Annotated in this window: 20 protein-coding genes; 8 read left to right on the forward strand and 12 right to left on the reverse strand. The window is 66.2% G+C overall.

Annotation, left to right across the window (positions count from 1 at the left end; all coding sequences use genetic code 11):
* Nucleotides 1–83 precede the first annotated feature (83 nt).
* A complete protein-coding gene (locus tag EV662_RS04960) occupies nucleotides 84–854 on the forward strand; it encodes a VPLPA-CTERM sorting domain-containing protein (protein ID WP_132461027.1) in 771 nt (256 codons plus the stop codon).
* Between the two features lie 80 nt (nucleotides 855–934).
* Here EV662_RS04960 and ribD read toward each other — a convergent pair whose 3' ends face one another.
* From ribD to EV662_RS04995, 7 genes are all read right to left on the reverse strand, one after another.
* The gene (gene ribD / locus EV662_RS04965; RefSeq protein WP_243695781.1) at nucleotides 935–2,032 is read right to left on the reverse strand and encodes a bifunctional diaminohydroxyphosphoribosylaminopyrimidine deaminase/5-amino-6-(5-phosphoribosylamino)uracil reductase RibD; all 1,098 of its coding nucleotides are present in this window, start codon (nucleotides 2,030–2,032) and stop codon (nucleotides 935–937) included.
* On the reverse strand, nucleotides 2,032–2,499 hold the full coding sequence (nrdR, locus tag EV662_RS04970) for a transcriptional regulator NrdR (protein ID WP_132461028.1): 468 nt from the start codon (nucleotides 2,497–2,499) through the stop codon (nucleotides 2,032–2,034). The genes ribD and nrdR overlap by 1 nt, the downstream gene beginning before the upstream one ends.
* 96 nt (nucleotides 2,500–2,595) lie before the next feature.
* Nucleotides 2,596–3,006, reverse strand: coding sequence for a secondary thiamine-phosphate synthase enzyme YjbQ (locus tag EV662_RS04975; protein ID WP_132461029.1), 411 nt, complete (start codon nucleotides 3,004–3,006; stop codon nucleotides 2,596–2,598).
* Nucleotides 3,007–3,163: 157 nt separating this feature from the next.
* Entirely contained in the window at nucleotides 3,164–4,084 is a 921-nt protein-coding gene (gene ubiV / locus EV662_RS04980) for a ubiquinone anaerobic biosynthesis protein UbiV (RefSeq protein ID WP_132461030.1), read from the reverse strand.
* 5 nt (nucleotides 4,085–4,089) lie between these two features.
* Nucleotides 4,090–5,097: a ubiquinone anaerobic biosynthesis protein UbiU gene (gene ubiU, locus EV662_RS04985; RefSeq protein WP_132461031.1), complete on the reverse strand. Its 1,008-nt coding sequence runs from the start codon at nucleotides 5,095–5,097 to the stop codon at nucleotides 4,090–4,092.
* Nucleotides 5,094–5,630: a ubiquinone anaerobic biosynthesis accessory factor UbiT gene (gene ubiT, locus EV662_RS04990; protein WP_243695770.1), complete on the reverse strand. Its 537-nt coding sequence runs from the start codon at nucleotides 5,628–5,630 to the stop codon at nucleotides 5,094–5,096. The genes ubiU and ubiT overlap by 4 nt, the downstream gene beginning before the upstream one ends.
* Nucleotides 5,631–5,782: 152 nt before the next feature.
* Entirely contained in the window at nucleotides 5,783–6,226 is a 444-nt protein-coding gene (locus EV662_RS04995) for a hypothetical protein (RefSeq protein ID WP_132461032.1), read from the reverse strand.
* A gap of 259 nt (nucleotides 6,227–6,485) precedes the next feature.
* On the opposite strand from EV662_RS04995, the gene EV662_RS05000 reads away from it, so the two are divergent.
* A complete protein-coding gene (locus EV662_RS05000; protein ID WP_132461033.1) occupies nucleotides 6,486–7,265 on the forward strand; it encodes a hypothetical protein in 780 nt (259 codons plus the stop codon).
* Nucleotides 7,266–7,289: 24 nt separating this feature from the next.
* Here EV662_RS05000 and rpoD read toward each other — a convergent pair whose 3' ends face one another.
* The 3 genes from rpoD to EV662_RS05015 all read right to left on the reverse strand — a co-directional run bounded on the left by rpoD (nucleotide 7,290) and on the right by EV662_RS05015 (nucleotide 12,942).
* On the reverse strand, nucleotides 7,290–9,281 hold the full coding sequence (gene rpoD / locus EV662_RS05005) for an RNA polymerase sigma factor RpoD (protein WP_132461034.1): 1,992 nt from the start codon (nucleotides 9,279–9,281) through the stop codon (nucleotides 7,290–7,292).
* A 49-nt stretch (nucleotides 9,282–9,330) separates the two neighbouring features.
* Nucleotides 9,331–11,364 carry a DNA primase gene (gene dnaG, locus EV662_RS05010; RefSeq protein WP_132461035.1) on the reverse strand — a complete coding sequence of 678 codons (2,034 nt, stop codon included), beginning with the start codon at nucleotides 11,362–11,364 and terminating at the stop codon, nucleotides 9,331–9,333.
* 147 nt (nucleotides 11,365–11,511) lie between these two features.
* Nucleotides 11,512–12,942, reverse strand: coding sequence for a Glu/Leu/Phe/Val family dehydrogenase (locus EV662_RS05015; protein ID WP_132461036.1), 1,431 nt, complete (start codon nucleotides 12,940–12,942; stop codon nucleotides 11,512–11,514).
* A gap of 272 nt (nucleotides 12,943–13,214) precedes the next feature.
* Between EV662_RS05015 and EV662_RS05020 the strand changes: the two genes are divergently transcribed.
* Genes EV662_RS05020 through EV662_RS05030 form a run of 3 tightly spaced genes read left to right on the forward strand, consistent with a single transcriptional unit; the run spans nucleotide 13,215 to nucleotide 16,147 of the window.
* Entirely contained in the window at nucleotides 13,215–15,011 is a 1,797-nt protein-coding gene (locus EV662_RS05020; RefSeq protein ID WP_165915519.1) for a TadE/TadG family type IV pilus assembly protein, read from the forward strand.
* On the forward strand, nucleotides 15,008–15,559 hold the full coding sequence (locus EV662_RS05025; RefSeq protein WP_132461038.1) for a TadE/TadG family type IV pilus assembly protein: 552 nt from the start codon (nucleotides 15,008–15,010) through the stop codon (nucleotides 15,557–15,559). The genes EV662_RS05020 and EV662_RS05025 overlap by 4 nt, the downstream gene beginning before the upstream one ends.
* 3 nt (nucleotides 15,560–15,562) lie before the next feature.
* Nucleotides 15,563–16,147 carry a TadE/TadG family type IV pilus assembly protein gene (locus EV662_RS05030; protein ID WP_132461039.1) on the forward strand — a complete coding sequence of 195 codons (585 nt, stop codon included), beginning with the start codon at nucleotides 15,563–15,565 and terminating at the stop codon, nucleotides 16,145–16,147.
* Between the two features lie 160 nt (nucleotides 16,148–16,307).
* Here EV662_RS05030 and EV662_RS05035 read toward each other — a convergent pair whose 3' ends face one another.
* On the reverse strand, nucleotides 16,308–16,805 hold the full coding sequence (locus tag EV662_RS05035) for a hypothetical protein (protein ID WP_132461040.1): 498 nt from the start codon (nucleotides 16,803–16,805) through the stop codon (nucleotides 16,308–16,310).
* Nucleotides 16,806–17,046: 241 nt separating this feature from the next.
* Between EV662_RS05035 and EV662_RS05040 the strand changes: the two genes are divergently transcribed.
* On the forward strand, nucleotides 17,047–17,427 hold the full coding sequence (locus EV662_RS05040) for a hypothetical protein (protein ID WP_132461041.1): 381 nt from the start codon (nucleotides 17,047–17,049) through the stop codon (nucleotides 17,425–17,427).
* Between the two features lie 93 nt (nucleotides 17,428–17,520).
* Here the strand turns inward: EV662_RS05040 and EV662_RS05045 are convergent, their stop codons facing one another.
* Nucleotides 17,521–18,108 (reverse strand): TetR/AcrR family transcriptional regulator, encoded by a 588-nt coding sequence (locus tag EV662_RS05045; protein WP_132461042.1) that lies wholly within the window; start codon nucleotides 18,106–18,108, stop codon nucleotides 17,521–17,523.
* A gap of 149 nt (nucleotides 18,109–18,257) precedes the next feature.
* Between EV662_RS05045 and EV662_RS05050 the strand changes: the two genes are divergently transcribed.
* Both EV662_RS05050 and EV662_RS05055 read left to right on the forward strand, forming a co-directional pair.
* Nucleotides 18,258–18,515 carry a hypothetical protein gene (locus EV662_RS05050; protein ID WP_165915520.1) on the forward strand — a complete coding sequence of 86 codons (258 nt, stop codon included), beginning with the start codon at nucleotides 18,258–18,260 and terminating at the stop codon, nucleotides 18,513–18,515.
* 116 nt (nucleotides 18,516–18,631) lie between these two features.
* The gene (locus tag EV662_RS05055; RefSeq protein WP_132461044.1) at nucleotides 18,632–19,918 is read left to right on the forward strand and encodes a homoserine dehydrogenase; all 1,287 of its coding nucleotides are present in this window, start codon (nucleotides 18,632–18,634) and stop codon (nucleotides 19,916–19,918) included.
* Nucleotides 19,919–19,931 lie beyond the last annotated feature (13 nt).

Raw genomic sequence — 19,931 nt, forward strand, 5'->3', positions numbered from 1 at the left:
GATTGCACTTTCCAAAGCCTGGTGCTAGTCAGATTTTCGGCGTATTTTCGACACATTACGCCGCATTTCAAAGGCGGACAAACATGACGAAAAATCCGGTTTTCATCGCGCTTGCCTCGCTTGCCGTGGCGGGCATGGCGCATGCAACGACAATTTCCCTGCCCCAGGCCTCGGGCGGCGTACTGAACGCCACGGTCACCGCGATTGATCCCACCGCGTGGTCGCAAGTCGACCTGAGCCAGGGCACCGTGCTGCCCACGGGCGCCGCGTGGACGGCGGACTCGAATATCGAATTGCTGCCCAACGCAACCTATCCGGTCGACCCCGTACTGGTGGGCGGCGATCCCTGCACCTTTGCCTGTTCGCCCTATTACGGCGGCGTGCTGGGCGACCTGTCAACGATCTCCGGAGCGCCGGGCTGGGAGACGGCCTCGTTCTGGACGGTGTTCGACCTGAAGGTGGCTGGTGGCACCAACGAAGCCACCTTGCGCTTCGACGAGCGGCAGGGCGCGGTTTCGCTGCTCTGGGGCTCGCCCGATATGTCCAACGAGATCGAGTTCCTGCTGGGCGACGTGGTGGTCGGATCGTTCTTCGGGGCCGAACTGGACTGGTTCAACACGACCTTCGGCGAGGATATCGTGGACCAGCCCGGCCGGGGCAGCGCGCTGCTGACGCTGTCGGGCCTCCCCTTCGACGGGCTTCGGTTCCGCACCTACGGCTATGGCGGCACCTTCGAGATGGCGAATATCACAACCGCGCCGGTGCCCGTGCCTGCGGCGGCGCTTTTGATGGTGACGGCGCTGGGCGCGCTGGGCGCCGTGCGTCGCACCCGCCGCGAGCGGCCGAACGCCTGACATTGTCCGCGCGGCGCGCCCGGGCGCCGCGCCGACGCCCGCCCGTCCGACACGCAGCCCGCGGTGACACGCTCCCGCGGTCAGTCGCGCTCCCACACATGCAGGACATCGGCCCCGATGGCGCGCGTTTCGACCAGGCGAAACCGCGGGGCTTCGGCCAGGCGGCCCAGGCCCAACGCCCCCAAGGCAGGCCAGCCTTCGGCCCCCAACGCCAACCCGGCGGTGAATCCCACCAGATCGTCCACCAGACCGGCGGACAAAAGCGAGGCGGCCAGGCTGCCGCCCCCTTCGCAGAACACCCGCGTGAGGCCCGCCGCGCCCAACGCCCGCAGCATCGCCAGCGGGTCAAGCTGGCCGCCCGGCGCCACCGCCACCTCGATCAGGTGCGCGCCGCGCGCCGTCCACGCCGCGACGCGCGCCGGGTCGGCATCGGCCCCGTGACACAGCCAAAGCGGCACGCTGTCCGCGCCCCGCGCCAGCCGGCCATCGAGCGGCAGGTCGAGCCGCCGCGTGCAGACCACCCGAACCGGCTGATGCGCCACGCCAAGGTCGCGCACGGTCAGGTCCGGATCGTCGGCGCGCGCGGTGCCACCGCCCACCATCACCGCATCGTGACGGGCGCGCATCGCATGCACCGCGCGGCGGGCCTCGGGGCCGGTGATCCAGCGGCTTTCACCGGTCGCGGTGGCGATCCGCCCGTCGAAAGACGACGCCAGCTTGAGCGTCAGCGCCGGGCGCCCCTGGGTTCGGTTCAGCAGGAAACCGCGATGGGCACGCCGGGCCGCCCCTTCGAGCACGCCGGTCGCGACCTCGATCCCGGCCGCGCGCAGCATCGCGTGACCGCGCCCGGCCACCCGCGGGTCCGGGTCCTCCAGCGCGGTCACGACGCGCGCCACCCCGGCGGCCACCAGCGCCTTGGCGCAGGGCGGCGTCTGGCCGTGATGCGAGCAGGGTTCGAGCGAAACATAGGCGGTGGCCCCGCGCGCGGCCGCGCCGGCCTGGGCCAGCGCCACGGGTTCGGCATGGGGGCGGCCGCCGGGCGCAGTCCAGCCACGGCCGACGATCCGGTCCCCGTTGACGATCACGCAGCCCACGGCGGGGTTCGGCCAGGTGCGCCCTTGCCCGCGCGCGCCCAGCGACAGGGCGAGCGCCATGAACCGCGCGTCGGTGTCGGCGATCACTCCTCGGCCGCAGCGGGCGGGCGCAATTCGCTGACGAACTTGTCGAAATCGTCGGCCGCCTGGAAGTTCTTGTAGACGCTGGCAAAGCGGACATAGGCCACGGTGTCGATCCGGGCCAGCGCCTCCATCACGATCTCGCCGATCACCTTGGAGGGAATGTCGGTCTCGCCCATGCTTTCCAGCCGCCGGACGATCCCGGAAATCATCTGGTCCATCCGCTCGGGATCGACGGGACGTTTCTGCAGCGCGATGCGAATCGAGCGTTCCAACTTGTCACGGTCGAAATCCTCGCGCCGGCCGTTCGACTTGATCACCACCAGGTCGCGCAGCTGTACCCGTTCATAGGTGGTAAAGCGCCCGCCACAGGCCGGGCAGAAGCGGCGCCGCCGGATCGCGACGTGATCCTCGGCGGGGCGCGAGTCCTTGACCTGCGTGTCGATATTTCCGCAAAACGGGCAGCGCATGGCCTCTCCCTCGGTGGTGCGTTCAACTTATCCACAGCCACTATAGGGGAGCCTCTAGGGTTTGGGTAGGGGCCTTTTCACCTGCTAGATATGGGGTCAGCCCAGATGCGCGGCCACCTGCCGCCGATGCGGCGCAGCGCGATGTTCATAAAGGTAAATTCCCTGCCAGGTGCCCAGCGCCGGGCGTCCATCCGCCACCGGGATCGACAGCGACACGGGCAGCAGGGCGGCCTTGATATGGGCGGGCATGTCATCGGGCCCTTCCAGCGTGTGCCGCAGGTAGGACATTACCGGATCGTCGGCGGACGGCACGAGGCGCGCGAAATAGGCGTCGAGGTCGCGTTTCACGTCCGGGTCGGCGTTTTCCTGGATCAGCAGCGAACAGGAGGTATGGCGCACGAACAGCGTGAGCAGCCCATCCCCCTGCCCCGCGGTCCAGCGGCAAACATCGGCCGTGAATTCGTAAAGGCCGGGCCCCCGGGTCGGGATCGTGAAGGTGGTCTGCATCGCCCCTCGTGCCGCTTGGTGCGGGCACGCTATGGCAGGGGCGCGCGGCGGGCAAGGGGCACGGGCCGCGCCCCGTTGCGCGCCTGCAGTGGCATCCCGCGGACGGCGCGGACGGATCACGGTTGCGGGCCGGCTGTCGCGCCGGCCCGGACCGTGGTCAGGCCATTTCGGTCGCCCGGGGCACCCAGTCGTGCCCTGCCCGGCCACGGTAGAAGCCGTTGACGAAAGGCGCGTCGATGCCCAGCTCGCGCAGCTTCGCCTCGCCCTCGTCCACGCCCATCCGGCCGGCCAGCACCTCGTCGAAGATCCGCGTCACCGCGATCATGTCGCAGGTATGCGGCATCACCCGGAAATGGGTCACGCCGATCGACTTCATGTCCTCGAGATCGGCCATCATGTCGAGATAGCCATAGCTGAGCGTCTGGATGCCGTTGACCGTCAGGAACGGCTTGTCGTCCATCGTCTTGAGCACCATCCCGTCGGGATCCTCGCCGCAGACGAACTGGCAGTTGTCCTTGGTGCGGTCATGGGCACGGGCGTGATAGCACCGCGCCGACAGCGCCAGCGAGGCGCGGCCGAAGACCTGCACCTCGACCCCCACGCCCAGTTCGGCGCCCTTGGCGCCCAGGCCCTCGACGGCGCTGCGCGGCAGTTCGGGCAACAGGCTGAAATGCGTGGCGCCCTGCCCCGCGAGGTAGGCCATGGTCTCTTCGTTGTAAACATTAAGCAGCGCCCCGATCCGGTGCGGCCGCCCCTTGAGGTGCAGAAGCGCGGCGGTGTTGTTCACCTCCAGGTCGCGCCCCTCCTGCTTGGACCACTCCATCAGGATGTTGCGCTCGCGCTTGATGACCACTTCGGAGAACGAGCAATAGACCACCTTCTTGCCCGCGCGCTCCAACCGCTCGGCGACCTGGTCGAGATGTTTGTCGTCGAAGAACGGCGTGCGCTTGGAACAGATCACCTCGCCCAGGTAGACGGTCGAAACCGGGCTTTCGTCGGCGATGCGATTGTAGAAGTCGATCTTCTGTTCGGCGGGCCAGTGAAACAGGTTCGGCCCGAGGGTGAGTTCCGCAGCCATGCCGCTTACCTCCACTTCTTGGTTTTCAGCGCGCCCTCGGTCTGTTTCTGACCCTCGGTCAGCGCGACGAGGTCGGCAAGTTTCGGCTCTTCGCCCGCCATGATCGAGTCGACCGCCTCGCGGAAGGCGGCGACCACTTTTTTCACATAGGCCCGCGAGCGCTGGCGCCCCTCGATCTTGAAGGCATGCACACCGGCATTGATCAGCTCGGGCAGCATGGTGGACGCGTTCAGGCTGATCGGTTCCTCGAAGGCGTAATAGCCGCCGTCGCGGGCATCGCACTTGTAGCGGCCCTTGCAGATCGTGGGGTAGCCGGCGGTTTCCTCGGGGCCGAAGCGGTCGATCATGTAATCGCCCAGGATCGTCGACATGCTGCCATCCTCGGCGCGTTCGTATTTCACGCAGGCCGCGGGCGAACAGGCGCCGTCCATGTTGGTCGATTGCCCGGTGACATAGTTGGTCAGCGAACACCGCCCCTCGACCATCAGCCCGTGGTTGCCGAAGATGAAGGTCTCGACCTCGCAGGGGATTTCCTCGACCAGGCCGCGGATCTCGCTGACGGTCATGATGCGGGGCAGGACCACGCGCTTGACCCCGAATTCGCGCACGTAATACTCGATCGCCTCGGGCGACGAGGCCGCGGCCTGTACCGACAGGTGGATGCGCATGTCGGGGTGATGCTTCTGGATGTAGGCGGCGACCGCGATATCGGCGACGATGCAGGCATCCGCGCCCAGCCGGGCCGACAGGTCGACCATGTCCTTCCACAGCTGCACATTGCCCGACGGCGGGAAGGTGTTCAGCGTGATCAGGACCTTGGTGCCGCCGTCATGGGCGTAGCGGATGGATTTCTCCATCTCTTCGGGGGTGAAGTTCAGGCCGACGAAGTTGCGCGCGTTGGTGGCGTTCTGATAGCCGCAATAGACGGCGTCGGCGCCGGCATCGACGGCCGAGCGCAGGGCGGCGGGGGTCCCCGCGGGACAGATCAGTTCGGGCTTGACCGGTGCGTTCATGTGCTGGCCCCTTTCCGTTTCTGGGCATTCTCGGCAGCGCGGCGCAGGAAGTTCAGCGCCCCGCGCCCGGGCGCGCCGAACATGTCGGCCACGCTTTCGGCGATGGGTTCGTCCACGTCATCCAGCGCGTTGCGCAGGCAGACCACCGCCTCGGTGTCGCCGGTCACGATCAGGTCGCGCGAGAAGAACAGCGCATCGCCGTCCTGCTCGGTATCCATCAGCGTGAGCAGATCGAGAAACTTGCCCGAGATGCGCGCGACATGGGGCGGCAGTGCCCGGCGGTTCACCGCGCGGAAATCCAGCGCCTCGGGATCGGGGCGCAGGTACAGCATCAGGGGCATGTCCACCGGGTCGATCAGGAAATAGGCGTGCCGGTGCGGCCCCAGACGGTCGAACATGTCGGGGTTCTGCGCGGCGATCCTGTGGACGATGCGCTTGAGGATGGGGTTGAGAAGGAACAGCGGCAGGGGCGGCGCAAAGGGAAAGCCGACCGGGCCGCCGGAAAGGCGTGAGGACTTGGGTTCGGATGTCATGGCGCCAGTCGTTACTCGGATGTCTCAGGGAGAGACTTGACCTACGTCAAACCGCCTGCCGCGTCGTGGTCACGAATTGTCACAGGCGGCCCCGGGGGCCGGAAACACGCCGTTTCCATGCCGCGCGGGGGTCATCACATACGCGTGAGGGGTCAGTCGAAACGCAGATCGAAGATCGGACGGCAGGCGGCGCGCCCGTGGATCGGCAGGAAGTTCCGCCCCGGCCGGTCGACCCCCATGGACAGGCTGTCGGGCAGCGCCTCGGCGGCCCGAGTCAGGGCGGCATCGGGCGAGACGGTGAAGACGGCGCTGGTGGCGCCGGGCCGGGTCGCGCTGCGCCCGCGCGGGGTCACGACATAGATGCGCCGGTTGACGGGCACGCGCAGTTCGTCCTCGGCGAATTCGGCAGCCGCGCACCACAGGTCGGACCCCGCGTCGCCCGGCCGGGTGAACACCTCGAACTGGCCGGGGATGCGGGCGTCGGGGACAACGAGGTTGCCCCGGAAGGTCCGCATCGCTTGCGGCGCGTCATTGGGGCCGGCGGGCATGCAGGCGGTCAGGGCGAGGGCTGTGCAGAGCGCGAGGGCGAGGCGCATGGGCGGGTCTCCGGGGCGCTGGATCGGGCGATAGTGACCGAATAATGAGGGTAGGTCTGTCCGGCAAGCTGCGGCCGGTCAAGTGGTGGCAATTCCAGGCTTGGCGGGTTCGGCCCCACCGATGCTCCAGCGCGTTGGGCGCAGGGTTGAGGATTGGCAACCTTCCAATGGGTGCAGAAAGAGCGACCATGGATCTAGCAGAACCGTCAGCTATGTGCGATCTTGCTTGCCAGTAGAGTTTTTCTGGAGGCATTTTGAGATGTTCAAGAAAATTGCATTTTCGTCTGCCTGCACACTTCTCGTCGCAACATCAGCATCCGCCTCTACGCTGATCTATGAGGCCAACTTCATCGCAACACTCGATAGTGTGCTTATGTCGGTGAGCGCCATAATTCCTCCCACGAACCCGGGGGAATGGGAAACCCTCATTCAGCTCGACCCAATCGCCTACAGGTCGCTTTCTCAGACCGGAGATGCAATGGGCTTTTCGCCAGAGCAATGGTTCAATGGCATGGAACCGGGCGATAGCACTCGGGCAAAGTTTCAGGTTTTCGCCGATGCGCCTTCATTGGAACTTGGAAATCCAATTGACGAGGAACGTGCAAGGGATCTCGGCATCGAGGTTCGCTGCCGCCTTTCAGATTCGAATCTGGACACTACATTCTGCGCAAATTACGGCGCGTCAAGTTTGTCCTTAACCGCCGACGGAATGGGATTCCAAGCTTCGTCTTTTTCATCCGCTGCGGCGCCTTATAATTCATTCAGAATTGACCCTAACGGCGGCAGCCTCGTTTTCGGCAACGAAGCGTATTACACTGGAAAATTTGATGAAGTCCATTGGTGGACGTTCGACGGTATGACCGTCCAATTCTCATTTTCAGACGTGAACGTCACGATTCCAGCGATCAACCCCAACTCGCTACCTGCTCCAATACCGCTTCCGGGGAGCATTCTTCTGCTTACCGGCGCCATTGCCTTTATGGCTGGCTCGGGACGACTCGTCCAAAGACACGAAAACTGCTCTGAACCGCAGTCCTGATCATTCGCGCCGGCAAGGCACACGCTATTGATCCAGGAAACTCCGTAACTTCCGGCTCCGGCTGGGATGTTTCAGCTTCCGCAAAGCCTTCGCCTCGATCTGGCGGATGCGTTCGCGGGTGACGCTGAATTGCTGGCCGACCTCTTCCAGCGTGTGGTCGGTGTTCATGCCGATCCCAAAGCGCATGCGCAGCACGCGTTCCTCGCGCGGGGTGAGCGAGGCCAGCACCCGGGTCGTGGTTTCCTTGAGGTTCTCCTGGATCGCGGAATCCAGCGGCAAGACCGCGTTCTTGTCCTCGATGAAATCGCCCAACTGCGAATCCTCCTCGTCGCCGATGGGCGTTTCGAGGGAGATCGGCTCCTTGGCGATCTTCATCACCTTGCGGACCTTTTCCAGCGGCATCTGCAGCTTTTCGGCCAGTTCCTCGGGCGTGGGTTCGCGACCGATCTCGTGCAACATCTGGCGGCCGGTGCGCACCAGCTTGTTGATCGTCTCGATCATGTGCACCGGGATGCGGATCGTGCGGGCCTGGTCGGCGATGGACCGGGTGATCGCCTGACGGATCCACCAGGTCGCGTAGGTCGAGAATTTATAGCCGCGGCGGTATTCGAACTTGTCCACGGCCTTCATCAGGCCGATGTTCCCCTCCTGGATCAGGTCGAGGAATTGCAGCCCGCGGTTGGTGTATTTCTTGGCGATCGAGATCACCAGGCGCAGGTTGGCCTCGACCATTTCCTTCTTGGCCTGGCGCGCCTCTTTCTCGCCCTTCTGCACCTGGTTCACGATGCGGCGGAATTCCTGGATGTCGACGCCGACATACTGGCCCACCTGGGCCATGTCGGCGCGCAGGTCCGCCACCTTGGCGCCCGAGCGTTCGGTGAAGGCCTGCCAGCCGCGACCGGCCTTTTCGCCCATCCGCTCCATCCAGTGCGGGTCGAGTTCGTGGCCGCGGTATTCGTCGATGAATTCGCGCCGGTTGATGCGGGCCTCGTCGGCCAGTTTGACCATGGCGCTGTCGATCGACATGATCTTGCGGTTGATGCCGTACAACTGGTCGATCAGCGCCTCGATCCGGTTGTTGTGCAGGTGCAGTTCGTTCACCAGTTCGACGATCTCGGCGCGCAGCTTCTGGTACTCGGCCTCGTCCTTGTCCGAAAAGCGCTGCGTCTTGTGCAGCGTGGCATGGATGCGCCTGTCCTGGATGTCGGACAGCTTGGCGTAATCCTCGGCGATCCGGTCCAGCAGCTCGAGAACGCGCGGTTTCAGCGCGGCCTCCATCGCAGCAAGGCTCATGTTGGCCTGCTCGTCGTCGTCGTCGTCATCCTCGCGCCGGATCGGGTTGCCGTCGGCATCCAGCTCGGGCTCGGACTCCTTCTGGGCGCTGGAGGTGGCGCTGGCGGTCGTCTCGACGCCCAACCCCTCGACCACCGGCTCGTCCTCTTCGCCCTCCATCGACCGGCCGAAGGTGGCGTCGAGGTCGATCACGTCGCGCAGCAGGATGTCTTCGTTCAGAAGCTCGTCGCGCCAGATGGTGATGGCCTGGAAGGTCAGCGGGCTTTCGCAGAGGCCCGCGATCATCGTGTTGCGGCCGGCCTCGATGCGCTTGGCGATGGCGATCTCGCCCTCGCGCGACAACAGTTCCACCGACCCCATCTCGCGCAGGTACATCCGCACCGGATCGTCGGTGCGATCCAGCGTTTCGGACTGCGTCGTGGCGACCGCCACCTCGCGCGAGGTCGAGGTTTCGACAACCTGGGTCGAGGCCTCTTCGCCCTCTTCGGTCTCGTCGTTGTCGATGATGTTGATGCCCATTTCGGACAGCATCGACATCACGTCCTCGATCTGCTCGGACGACACCTGGTCGGGCGGCAAGACCTGGTTGAGCTGGTCATAGGTGATGTAGCCGCGCTCCCTGGCCTCGGCGATCATCTTCTTGACCTGGGCCTGACTCATATCGAGCGAGATTTCCGGTTCCTGCTCGTCGGTCTTGCGGTCGTCGGTGTCTTTTGCGGCCATGGAGTGCTCCTTGAGGGGGAGGCTGATTCGCCCGCCGGTTCAAATCGAATCAATAGCGCGAATCATCGGGAAGGCCACCCGATTCGCCTGTTTTTTCTGGCGCTTCCCGTGCGTCTGTGCCCCGGTTGCGGCGCTTTCCCCGGGCATAGTCGATTCGGTCCAGCAATTCGGTAAACGCGTCCTTCTCGTCGCGACTGATCCGGGCACCGTTCGGGCCGATCTCGTAATCGGTACGGTCCTCGGTATCGCTGCGGCCCGCGCGGTTGCGGGCCTCGGCGACCTGGCCGAGACGCCAGGTCAGCCCTTCGTCGGCCAGCCCCTGAAGATCGTGCATCGCGTCCTCGATCTCGCGCTCGGCGCCCCGCGCCGCCGACAGCTTGGCCAGTTCCTCGGCCAGGCACAGCGCCGCCTTTTCCGCATTGCCCGGCTGACGGATCGGCGGGGCTATGCGGACATGGCTGAGCGAGAACAGCTTTTCAAGGGGCTCGGCACCGAGACGCGCCTCGAGCGCGGCACGGAAGGCGGCGGGATCGGCCTGCGGCGCCCCATGCGCAGCGGCCAGCAGCGCCGCCCGAAGGCGCGCATGCATGTCCGAGGCACATTCCAGCCGTTCGACCTCGGCCTCGAACTCGGCGATCAGGGCGGGATGGGTCACCAGCGTGGCCAGGATCACCGCCTCGCGCAGGTCCTCGGCGAAGCGGTCGGAGGCCGCGACCAGGGCGGACCCCTTGGTCGAGGGGCGTGGCGCGGCGGGAGTCTCGCGGCCTTTCCAGCCGCCCTTGCGGGCGGGGCCGCGGGCGGGGCGGAACAGCGCCCAGCGCAGGTGTTTGATTTCCTCGCCGTAATGGCGGCGCAACGAGGGATCCTTGATCCGGCTCAGCGCCTGGCGCAGGTCGCGGTCGAGCGCGGCCTTGCGTTCGGGGCTGTCGAAGACGCGGCCCTCGGTCTCGCGCTCCCACAGCAGCTGTACCATGGGCCGGGCGGCCTCCAGCACCGCCTGCATCGCCCCCGCCCCGCCCGCACGGATCACGTCGTCGGGATCCTGGCCCGCCGGCATCAGGGCAAAGCGCAGCGCGCGACCGGGCTCTAGCAAGGGCAGCGCAAGGTCGATCAGCCGCCGCGCCGCGCCGATGCCCGCCTTGTCGCCGTCCAGCGCCACGATGGGTTCGGGGTGGATGCGCCAAAGCAGCTGCAACTGGCTTTCGGTGATCGCGGTGCCCAGCGGCGCCACCGCCGCCGTGAACCCCGCCTGCACCAGCGCGATCACGTCCATGTAGCCCTCGGCCACGATCAGCGGCTGGCCCTTGCCGGCGGCCTCGCGCGCGGGGCCGTGGTTGTAGAGATTGTGCCCCTTGTCGAAGAGCTCCGTCTGCGGCGAGTTGAGGTATTTCGCGGTATCGTTCGGATCCATCGCCCGGCCGCCAAAGGCGATGGCGCGGCCCCGCGCGTCGCGGATCGGGAACAGGATGCGGTTGCGGAACACGTCATAGGGCTCGCGCCCCTTGTCGGAGGTCTTCGCCAACCCCGCGCCCAGGATCAGGTCCTCGGCAACGCCCTTGCCGCGCAGGTGGGTCCACAGACCCTGCCAGCCGGACGGGGCGAAACCGATCTCCCAGCGGTCGCATGCCGCCTCGTCCAGGCCGCGCCGCTCCAGGTAGGCGCGTGCCTTGGCGGCCGCGCTGCTGCGCAGCTGCATCCGGTAGTGGCGCACCGCCTGTTCCATCACCTCGGCCAGTTGGGCGCGGCGGTCGGCCTTTTGCTGGGCCTTGGGATCGCGGGCAGGCACCTGCATGCCGGCCTCGCGGGCGAGGATTTCCACCGCCTCCATGAAACCCACGTTCTCGGTTTCCTTCACGAAAGAGATCGCGTCCCCCTTCGCGTGGCAGCCGAAGCAGTAATAGAACCCCTTGCGGTCATCGACGTGAAAGCTGGCGGTCTTTTCCTCGTGGAACGGGCATGGTGCCCACATGTCGCCCTTGCCCTGGTTCGACTTGCGGGTATCCCACATGACCTTGCGCCCCACGACCTGGGACAGCGACACGCGAGTGCGCAGTTCTTCAAGGAAACCGGGGGGCAGGCTCATGTCCCATAATATCGGTTGCGGGCGCGGTGCTGTCCAGACACCTGCGTCACGGAACGGGCGCACGCCCGAAGGGCGCGCCGGGCCCAACGCTTTGCGACGCCCGCTAGGGCGGCGGAAAGGGGCGGGAGCCCTGCCCTTTCCCGCACCTCACAACCCCTTGGCATGATAGCTGGCCGCCACCCGCTCGATCGCGACCATGTAGGCCGCCATCCGCAGATCGGGCACGTCCGGGCGGCCATGCCAGACCTCGCGCATCGACTGGTAGGCGGTGCGCATCGTGTCGTCCAACCCCGAGCGCACCAGTTCCAGTTCGTCCGCGCCGCGCAGGTAGCGTTCCTTGAACCCCGGGCTCAGCGTCCAGGTATTGCCCATCTCGTGCGACAGCCGTTCCAGCTCGTCCACCACCAGCTGGTGGCGCGCCTCTTCCTGGCGGCGCTGCATCCGGCCGAAGCGGATATGGCCCAGGTTCTTGACCCATTCGAAATACGACACCGTCACCCCGCCCGCATTGGCATAAAGGTCGGGGATGATGACCGTGCCGCGCTCGGACAGGATATGATCGGCGCCCGCGGTGACCGGCCCGTTGGCCGCCTCGATGATCAATGGCGCACGGATGCGCGGGGCGTTCTCGCGGGTGATCACCCCTTCCAGCGCGGCGGGGATCAGGATATCGCAATCCTCCTCCAGCAGCACCGCGCCGTCCATCAGGTAGGTACCGCCCGGAAAGCCCTGCACGCCGCCATTCGCCGTGATCCAGTGGCGCAGAGCCTCGATGTCGATGCCCTCGGGGTTCCAGATGCCGCCATCGTGCTCGGCCACGCCGATCACCCGCACGCCGTCCTCCTCGGACAGGAACCTGGCCGCGTGATAGCCCACGTTGCCCAGCCCCTGCACGATCGCCCGCTTGCCGTCCAGCAGCCCGGACAGACCCGCGCGCGCCACGTCTTCGGGATGGCGAAAGAACTCGCGCAGCGCGTATTGCACCCCGCGGCCCGTCGCCTCGACCCGGCCCGAGATTCCGCCCGCGTTCAGCGGCTTGCCCGTCACGCAGGCATGCGCGTTGATGTCGGTTGTATGCATCCGCTGGTACTGGTCGGCGATCCAGGCCATCTCGCGCGCGCCGGTGCCCATGTCGGGGGCGGGCACGTTCTGGCTGGGCGAGATCAGGTCGCGCTTGATCAGCTCATAGGCAAAGCGGCGGGTAATCTGTTCCAGCTCGTGCACGTCCCAGGCGCGGGGGTCGATGCACAGCCCCCCCTTGGAGCCGCCGAAGGGCGCCTCGACCAGCGCGCATTTATAGGTCATCAGCGCGGCCAGCGCCTCGACCTCATCCTGGCTGACGGCCAGCGCATAGCGAATGCCGCCCTTGACCGGTTCCATATGCTCGGAATGGACCGAGCGATAGCCGGTGAAGGTCTCGATCTTGCCGCGCAGGCGCACCCCGAAACGGACCGTGTAGGTGGCGTTGCAGACCCGGATCTTCTCGGCCAGGCCCGGGGCCAGGTCCATCAGCGCCACCGCCTTGGCGAACATGCGATCGACCGATTCGCGAAACCTCGGCTCGGACGGCGGCGCCATCGCTTTCCTCCCTGCTCTCCCCGTCGCACCCTACGCGACACGTCGGCGGTTTCCAGCCCCAGTTGACGCGGTCAGACTCAGCCGCGCGGTGCGTCGTTTCCCATCCGTCCACAATGTCCGCGGCACGCCCGAAAAACGCACGGCTCCCGCCCGAAAACAAAGTAAAAGCGCAGAATTCGGCCTCATTTTCGCCACAGCTTGGCGTCTTACTATGGCCGCACCTGGTGCGTGCAGAGACTGGCCCGGCGGGCCCCGAACCGAGGACGATTACGATGTCGATTGCTCCGAAAGACCGCGTCGGCCGCGCGCGTGACGGGCGGCAGGCCGCGTTGCGTCGCAGTCTTGCGCGGTTCCGCCGCGAGGAAAACGGCAGCCTTGTCATCTTTTCGCTGATGCTTCTGGTGGCGATGCTGTTCACCGCCGGTCTGGCGGTCGATTTCATGCGCTACGAATCGACCCGTTCCCAGTTGCAGAACACGATGGACCGCGCCGTTCTGGCCGCCGCCAGCCTCAACCAGTCCCAGGACGCCGAGGAGGTGGTCCGCGACTATTTCCTCAAGGCCGGCCTCGGCGACTATCTCGGCCCGATCCAGATCGAGGAGGATATCTCCTCGGGGACCGCCGCCTATCGCAAGGTGAAGGCTGTCGCCGGGGCCACGCTGGACCCGATCTTCCTGCCGATCATGGAGAAGGTCGTCCGCCCCCGGAAATGGGCCGTCCGCGAAGGTCATTCCGAAGACGCCAACAACCTGCTGGCCAACCAGGTCGACTTCACCAAGATGCCGGTCTTCGCCGCCAGCACGGCCGAGGAAGGCATCAGCGATCTTGAAATATCGCTGGTGGTCGACGTGTCGGGGTCGATGGGATGGGGATCGAGTTCCGGCAACAGCAAGATTTACGAGCTGCGCGAGGCGGCCAAGGATTTCGCCTACAACATGCAGTGCAACCCGAACCAGGACCGCGGCTCGGGCGCGGCCTGCGAGGTGCAGCATGGCAAGGTCTCGATCTCGATCGTACCCTATTCCGAACAGGTGGCGGCCGGGCCTGTCCTGCTGGGCCAGTACAACGTCACCAACGAACACAATTCCTCGTTCTGCGTCGATTTCACCTCTGACGATTTCGCCACGACAAGCATGCAGAACTTCGTCAAGGATCCGGCGATCATCACGCCGGCGCCCCAGGACATTCTGGAACGGACCGGCCACTTCGACCCCTGGAACAACTATAACTATTCGCCCGGGAGCTGGACTTGCCGGAATGAAAGCTGGCGCTGGATCAAGCCGTTCATGGACGACCTGGGCGAGGTCTACAGCGCGATCAACGCGCTGTCGGCGGGCGGCAACACCTCGATCGACCTCGGCATGAAATGGGGCACGGCGCTGCTGGATCCCGGCAGCCAGCAGGTGGTGACCAACCTGACCAATACCCCGGTGGCCTCCGGTTCGACCGAGATGGTGATCGACCCGGTGTTCGACGGACGGCCCTATGCCTATGATCAGGATTACAACATGAAGGCCATCATCCTGATGACCGACGGGGTGAACACCGACCAGCATTATCTCAAGGACACATACCGGTCCGGCCCGTCGATCGTCTGGCACTACAAGAAGGCAAACGGGGACTTCGGAGATACCGAAATCTATTCGATCTACAACGACGACTATAAGAAATACCGCTGGGTCAAGCCGAACGGGTATTACTACGACTACAACTGGCACAGTAACCCCTATGTCGGCTCCGACGGCGCGGAAGCCTATCAGATGACCTATCAAGAGGTCTGGTCGAAGTTCACCACCAAATGGTTCGACCGCTTCGCCCCGAACCCGGTGAGCGAACACGGCAACGCCACCAAGAACGCCCGCCTGGCCGATATCTGCACCGCCGCCAAGGAACAGGACATCCTGGTCTACACCATCGGCTTCGAGGTGGGCGAGGGCAGCGAAGAGGAGGCGGTGATGCGCAGCTGCGCCAGCACGTACAACCACTTCTTCCTGGCGGATGGCATGAACCTCGCCGACACCTTCGGCGCCATCGCCTCGTCGATCAACCAGCTGAGGCTGACGGAATGAGCGCGCTTGCCCGCCTGAAGGCCCGCATCTGCCGGGCAGTTCGCCGCGAGGACGGCACCGCCAGCATCGAGGTGGTACTGGCGCTGCCGGTCGTCTTTTCGATGTTCCTGATGGGTCTCGAGGCCTCGATCCTGATGACCCGGCAGATGCTTCTGGAACACGCACTGGACACGTCGATGCGGGGGGTGCGGCTGGGCCATTACCCTGGACTGGACCACGACAAGTTCAAGAAGCTGCTCTGTTCGCAGATCAACCTGTTCCCCGATTGCGAGAACGTGCTCAAGATCGAACTGACGCCGGTGTCGCGCACCACCTGGGACCTGCCCGGCGAGGAAATCACCTGCGTCGACCGGCGGGCGCCGATCCAGCCGCTGACGAACTTTGCCCAGGGTCCGCAGAACACGCTGATGGTGGTGCGGGCCTGCGTCGTGGTCGACCCGTTCTTCCCGGGCATCGGCCTGGGGCTGAAGCTGCACGAGGACCCGCGCGACGGCTATGCGCTGGTGGCCCGCTCGGCCTTCGTCAACGAACCTGGCGCGGGGATCTGAGCCATGGCACGCCTGTTCACCGATCCGTTCCGCCGTTTCGCCCGCGACGACCGCGGCAACATGGTGATGGAACTCCTGCTGGTGCTGCCTTTCTTCATCTGGGCGATCCTCGGCATCATCATCTATTTCTACGGCTTCCACCTGAAGACGCTGAACATGACCGGTTCCTACACGATCTCCGACCTGATCAGCCGCCAGCAGGAAGGCCCGGTCACCCCCGCCGATATCGAGGGCCTGGACGACATGTTCGCCTTTCTGACCGATACGCCCGACAAGATGAGCCGGATCCGGGTGACGTTGGTCTATTGCGAAAAGAATTGCGACACCGCCGCGCGCGATCTCGACATCGACTGGTCCTACGGCACCGACAACGCCCCGGCGATGACGGAAAGCGACCTGGCCAATGTCTTCGACTCGAAGATCCCGATCCTGCCCACCAATGAACGGGTGATCCTGGTGGAAACCCAGGTGCTGTACCGCCCGCCGGTCTGGTTCGGCGTGTTCCCCCGCACGATGGACAGCTTCGTCGCGACGCGCCCGCGTTTCGTGCCAAAGCTGGAATGGGATGACGGGTCCGGCTCTGTCTGAGATCGCGGCCGAAGCCTGCCGACACCGCGTCCGGCAGGACCGCCGCCCGGGTCGCGCGCAGCGCCGGTCAACGCGGGAAGAATCCCCGGCAGGTTTGCCGATCGCATGACGCCGCCGCACCGCGATGGACCATGACACGGCGGCCGAACGCGCGTCGGTGTCAGGCGCCCTCGTCCCCCTGCCCGCCCTGCGAGCGTTCGAGCAAAAGCGCGGTCAGGATCTCGGCCATCGCCTTGGCCTGCGCCGCCGAGGTCACGCCGCCCACGCCCAGCCGCCGGCCGAACCGCCACCACACCCCGGGCGCCCAGGCCCGGCCTCCGGCGCGCGTCAGCTTGAGCGTGAACCCGTTCGACGGCTTCAGCGCGAACATGCCCCGCTCGATGCCTTCGATGTCGTCGATCCGCGCCAGTTCGCGGCCCGTGTCATCGAACAGGCCGGCACGGGTCAACCGCAGCGGGTGCGCGGTGGCGCGGCGCATTGCCTCACCCAGGGCCAGCACGGCGCCCCCCAGCACCAGCAGGAATCCGCGCCAGAGCGGCGCGTCGGGCGGGCGCACCAGCGCGACCGACAACAGCAACCCGGCCAGCAGGACCATCACGCCCAGCCCGACCACGCGACGCACGGCAGAGACGCGCAAAACGGCAAGTTCTTCGGTCATCGGCACCCTTTCCCGGACTGCATGCGGCGATCTAACCCGCCCGGCCGCCGGGGCCAAGGGTATCAAGCGACTCGGAGTTTGGCAGACAATCGCCTAGACTGCCCATGCGCCGGGCAAACCCGGTGCCGTCAATACGCGAATGCGGGGACGCGGCGAAAAATCACCTTGCCCGCAGCGCACAACACGCCATCCTTGCGAAGAAGCCAATTCGTTTGGTGGACAGGATCAACGTAGGTGGACCATGACTGACAAATCCAACACCATGACCAACCCGCAGGTCGAAACCAAGACCTTCACCAACCCGCAGGTCGAGACCAAGACCATGACCAACCCGCAGGTCGAAACCAAGACCATGACCAACCCGCAGCTCAGCACGAACAACCCGACGCCGTTCTCGAGCGCGATGAACATGGCACTGCTGAGCGGGCGCGCGACGAATGTCGAGCTGCGCTCCAGCGACCCGACCCCGCTGTCGCGGATGATGAACTGGCCGCTGCTGAGCAGCAAGAGCACCATGTTCGACACCGAACTGACCACGCCCGGCGCCAGCAGCTCGAGCGCCAGCGACAGCGGTTTCAACAAGTTCATTCGCGGCATCATGACCGGCGAACCGCAGAAATAAGCGCTTAGCCGTCCTTGCAATACGTGCACCCGGCGACTGCCATCGCCGGGTGCCGTCGTTTCCGCGGCCGCGCCCCATGCACGGAACGCGGGGTCAGGCGCCGACCGCCTTGCGCACCATCTCCCAGTACAGCGCGGCCACGCGCTCTGCACTCAGCCGCCCGCCGGGCCGGTACCAGGTGGTGACGCCCGTCAGCATCGCGATCACCGCCAGCGTGGCCAGCTTGGTATCGGGCAGGTCGAACACTCCCGCCGCCCGGCCCGCGCGCAGGATATCCTCCAGCCCGGTCTCGTAGCGTTTGCGCAGCGCTTCGATCTCGGCAAAGTTCCGGGGGTCGAGATTGCGCAGTTCCATATAGGCGATGAACACCGCGTCGGGCCGTTCCAGGTGAAAGCGGATGTGGAACCGTGTGAACGCCTCCAGCGCATCAAGCGGCCCTGTGCCCTTGGGTTCAAGGTCCCAGGCGGCAAGCAGTTCCTCCAGGTGGCTGCGCATCAGGTCGGCCAGAAGCCCCTGTTTGTCGGGGATGTAGTTGTAAAGCGCGCCGGCCTGCACGCCCACCTCGGCCGCGATCTGGCGCATCGACACGGCAGCATAGCCATGGCGGGCGAACAGCCGCAGCGCGGCCGCGCGCAACCGGGGGCCGGTGATCTGGGAATGCGAACCGGATGTGCGTGCCATGGTGTTCAGTGTTATCTGAACGTGCGTTCAGTTCAATCCCCGCCCCGGCCGGTGCGTCTTGCCGGGGGCTGTGTCGCGCGGCTATGGTCACGCGGGGCCGGATACGCGCACGCCTTGCGCAAACCGGCCGGGCAAGGATGGGCACGGGCATGGCAGAACGCATCGCGACGGCATTGGCGGCAGGCATGTTGGCCGCGGGACTCGCGGGGTGTGCCACCTTCCCCGAGGTCGACGCCGCCGAACAGGCCCGCGCGCTGCCCACCGAAGCCCCGCGCATCGTGCCGGTCGAGCCGATCCTGGCGCGCGCCGCCCGGACCGGGGCGGAACCCGAAGACGCGGCCCGCCTCGAGGCGCGGGCGGCGCTCTTGCGACAGAAGACCGCCGCGTTGCGCACACGCCCGTTCTAGGCCGCGCCCCCTCCCCCCCGCCCGGTGCACATGTGCGGGCCGCGTTGCAAGCCCCGCGCCTTCGCGCTAACACCCCGTCGAACCTCGTCAGATCATCCCAGCCGGGAGCACGCCCCATGACCACCCCCCTGCGCATCGGCATCGCCGGGCTCGGCACCGTCGGCGCCGGTGTCGTCAAGATCGTCCAGGCCCGGGCGAACCTCATCGCCCAGCGCGGCGGCCGGCCGATCACGATCAGCGCCGTCTCGGCCCGGACCCGCGACAAGGATCGCGGCGTCGACCTGTCGGCCTATGCCTGGGAGGATGACCCCGTCGTGCTGGCCCGGCGCGAGGATATCGACGTGTTCGTGGAACTGATGGGCGGCAGCGACGGGCCGGCCAAGGCCGCGACCGAGGCCGCCATCGCCGCCGGCAAGGACGTGGTGACCGCAAACAAGGCGATGCTGGCGGTCCATGGCCAGGCATTGGCCGAGGCCGCCGAAGCCGCGGACCGGGTGATCCGTTTCGAGGCGGCGGTAGCGGGCGGGATTCCCGTGGTCAAGGCGCTGACCGAGGGGTTGGCGGGCAACCAGATCACCCGTGTGATGGGCGTGATGAACGGCACCTGCAACTACATCCTGACGCGGATGGAAAGCGAGGGCCTGCCCTATGAAAAGGTGTTCGAAGAGGCCAACGCGCTGGGCTATCTGGAGGCCGACCCGACGCTGGACGTGGGCGGCATCGACGCGGGCCACAAGCTGTCGCTGCTGGCCGCCATTGCCTTTGGCACGCGGGTCGATTTCCCGGCGATGGAGCTGGAGGGGATCGAGCGGATCTCGATCGACGATATCCACCACGCCGCCGACATGGGCTTTCGGATCAAGCTGTTGGGCGTGGCGCAGATGACGGGCCGCGGGCTGGAACAGCGCATGTCGCCCTGCCTGGTGCCGGCGACCTCTCCGCTGGGCCAGCTGGAGGGACCGACCAACATGGTCGTGCTGGAAGGCGACGCGGTCGGCCAGATCGTGCTGCGCGGCGCCGGCGCGGGCGAGGGACCGACCGCCAGCGCCGTGATGGCTGACGTGATCGACATCGCGCGCGGCACCCGGGTGTCGACCTTCGGCCAGCCTGCGGCCGGATTGGCACAGTCGCGCGCGGCCCGTGCCTCGGCGGCGGCCCCCTATTACCTGCGGATGGAACTGGAGGACAAACCCGGTGCGCTGGCCAAGGTGGCGGCGGCACTGGGCGAGGCGGGCATCTCGATCGACCGGATGCGCCAGTATCGCCACGCGGCCAGCACCGCGCCCGTGCTGGTCGTTACCCACAAGACCACGCGCGACGCGCTGGATCACGCACGCGCGGGGTTTGCGGCCACCGGCGTGGTGGTGGGCGACCCGGTGGCGATCCGCATCGAAGAGGTCTGATCCCGGCCAAGGC

Origin of the sequence: Rhodovulum marinum, from assembly GCF_004343075.1 — a bacterium.
GTDB classification, from domain to species: domain Bacteria; phylum Pseudomonadota; class Alphaproteobacteria; order Rhodobacterales; family Rhodobacteraceae; genus Rhodovulum; species Rhodovulum marinum.

Bases quoted from the DNA above. Each gene is read 5' to 3' on its own strand.
- ubiT (WP_243695770.1), bottom strand. From the start codon at position 5,630: ATGACATCCGAACCCAAGTCCTCACGCCTTTCCGGCGGCCCGGTCGGC.
- EV662_RS05055 (WP_132461044.1), top strand. From the start codon at position 18,632: ATGACCACCCCCCTGCGCATCGGCATCGCCGGGCTCGGCACCGTCGGC.
- EV662_RS05030 (WP_132461039.1), top strand. From the start codon at position 15,563: ATGGCACGCCTGTTCACCGATCCGTTCCGCCGTTTCGCCCGCGACGAC.
- rpoD (WP_132461034.1), bottom strand. From the start codon at position 9,281: ATGGCCGCAAAAGACACCGACGACCGCAAGACCGACGAGCAGGAACCG.
- EV662_RS05000 (WP_132461033.1), top strand. From the start codon at position 6,486: ATGTTCAAGAAAATTGCATTTTCGTCTGCCTGCACACTTCTCGTCGCA.
- ubiU (WP_132461031.1), bottom strand. From the start codon at position 5,097: ATGAACGCACCGGTCAAGCCCGAACTGATCTGTCCCGCGGGGACCCCC.
- nrdR (WP_132461028.1), bottom strand. From the start codon at position 2,499: ATGCGCTGCCCGTTTTGCGGAAATATCGACACGCAGGTCAAGGACTCG.
- EV662_RS05015 (WP_132461036.1), bottom strand. From the start codon at position 12,942: ATGGCGCCGCCGTCCGAGCCGAGGTTTCGCGAATCGGTCGATCGCATG.
- EV662_RS04995 (WP_132461032.1), bottom strand. From the start codon at position 6,226: ATGCGCCTCGCCCTCGCGCTCTGCACAGCCCTCGCCCTGACCGCCTGC.
- EV662_RS04960 (WP_132461027.1), top strand. From the start codon at position 84: ATGACGAAAAATCCGGTTTTCATCGCGCTTGCCTCGCTTGCCGTGGCG.
- EV662_RS05040 (WP_132461041.1), top strand. From the start codon at position 17,047: ATGACTGACAAATCCAACACCATGACCAACCCGCAGGTCGAAACCAAG.
- EV662_RS05050 (WP_165915520.1), top strand. From the start codon at position 18,258: ATGGCAGAACGCATCGCGACGGCATTGGCGGCAGGCATGTTGGCCGCG.
- EV662_RS05020 (WP_165915519.1), top strand. From the start codon at position 13,215: ATGTCGATTGCTCCGAAAGACCGCGTCGGCCGCGCGCGTGACGGGCGG.
- EV662_RS05025 (WP_132461038.1), top strand. From the start codon at position 15,008: ATGAGCGCGCTTGCCCGCCTGAAGGCCCGCATCTGCCGGGCAGTTCGC.
- EV662_RS05035 (WP_132461040.1), bottom strand. From the start codon at position 16,805: ATGACCGAAGAACTTGCCGTTTTGCGCGTCTCTGCCGTGCGTCGCGTG.
- dnaG (WP_132461035.1), bottom strand. From the start codon at position 11,364: ATGAGCCTGCCCCCCGGTTTCCTTGAAGAACTGCGCACTCGCGTGTCG.
- EV662_RS04975 (WP_132461029.1), bottom strand. From the start codon at position 3,006: ATGCAGACCACCTTCACGATCCCGACCCGGGGGCCCGGCCTTTACGAA.
- EV662_RS05045 (WP_132461042.1), bottom strand. From the start codon at position 18,108: ATGGCACGCACATCCGGTTCGCATTCCCAGATCACCGGCCCCCGGTTG.
- ubiV (WP_132461030.1), bottom strand. From the start codon at position 4,084: ATGGCTGCGGAACTCACCCTCGGGCCGAACCTGTTTCACTGGCCCGCC.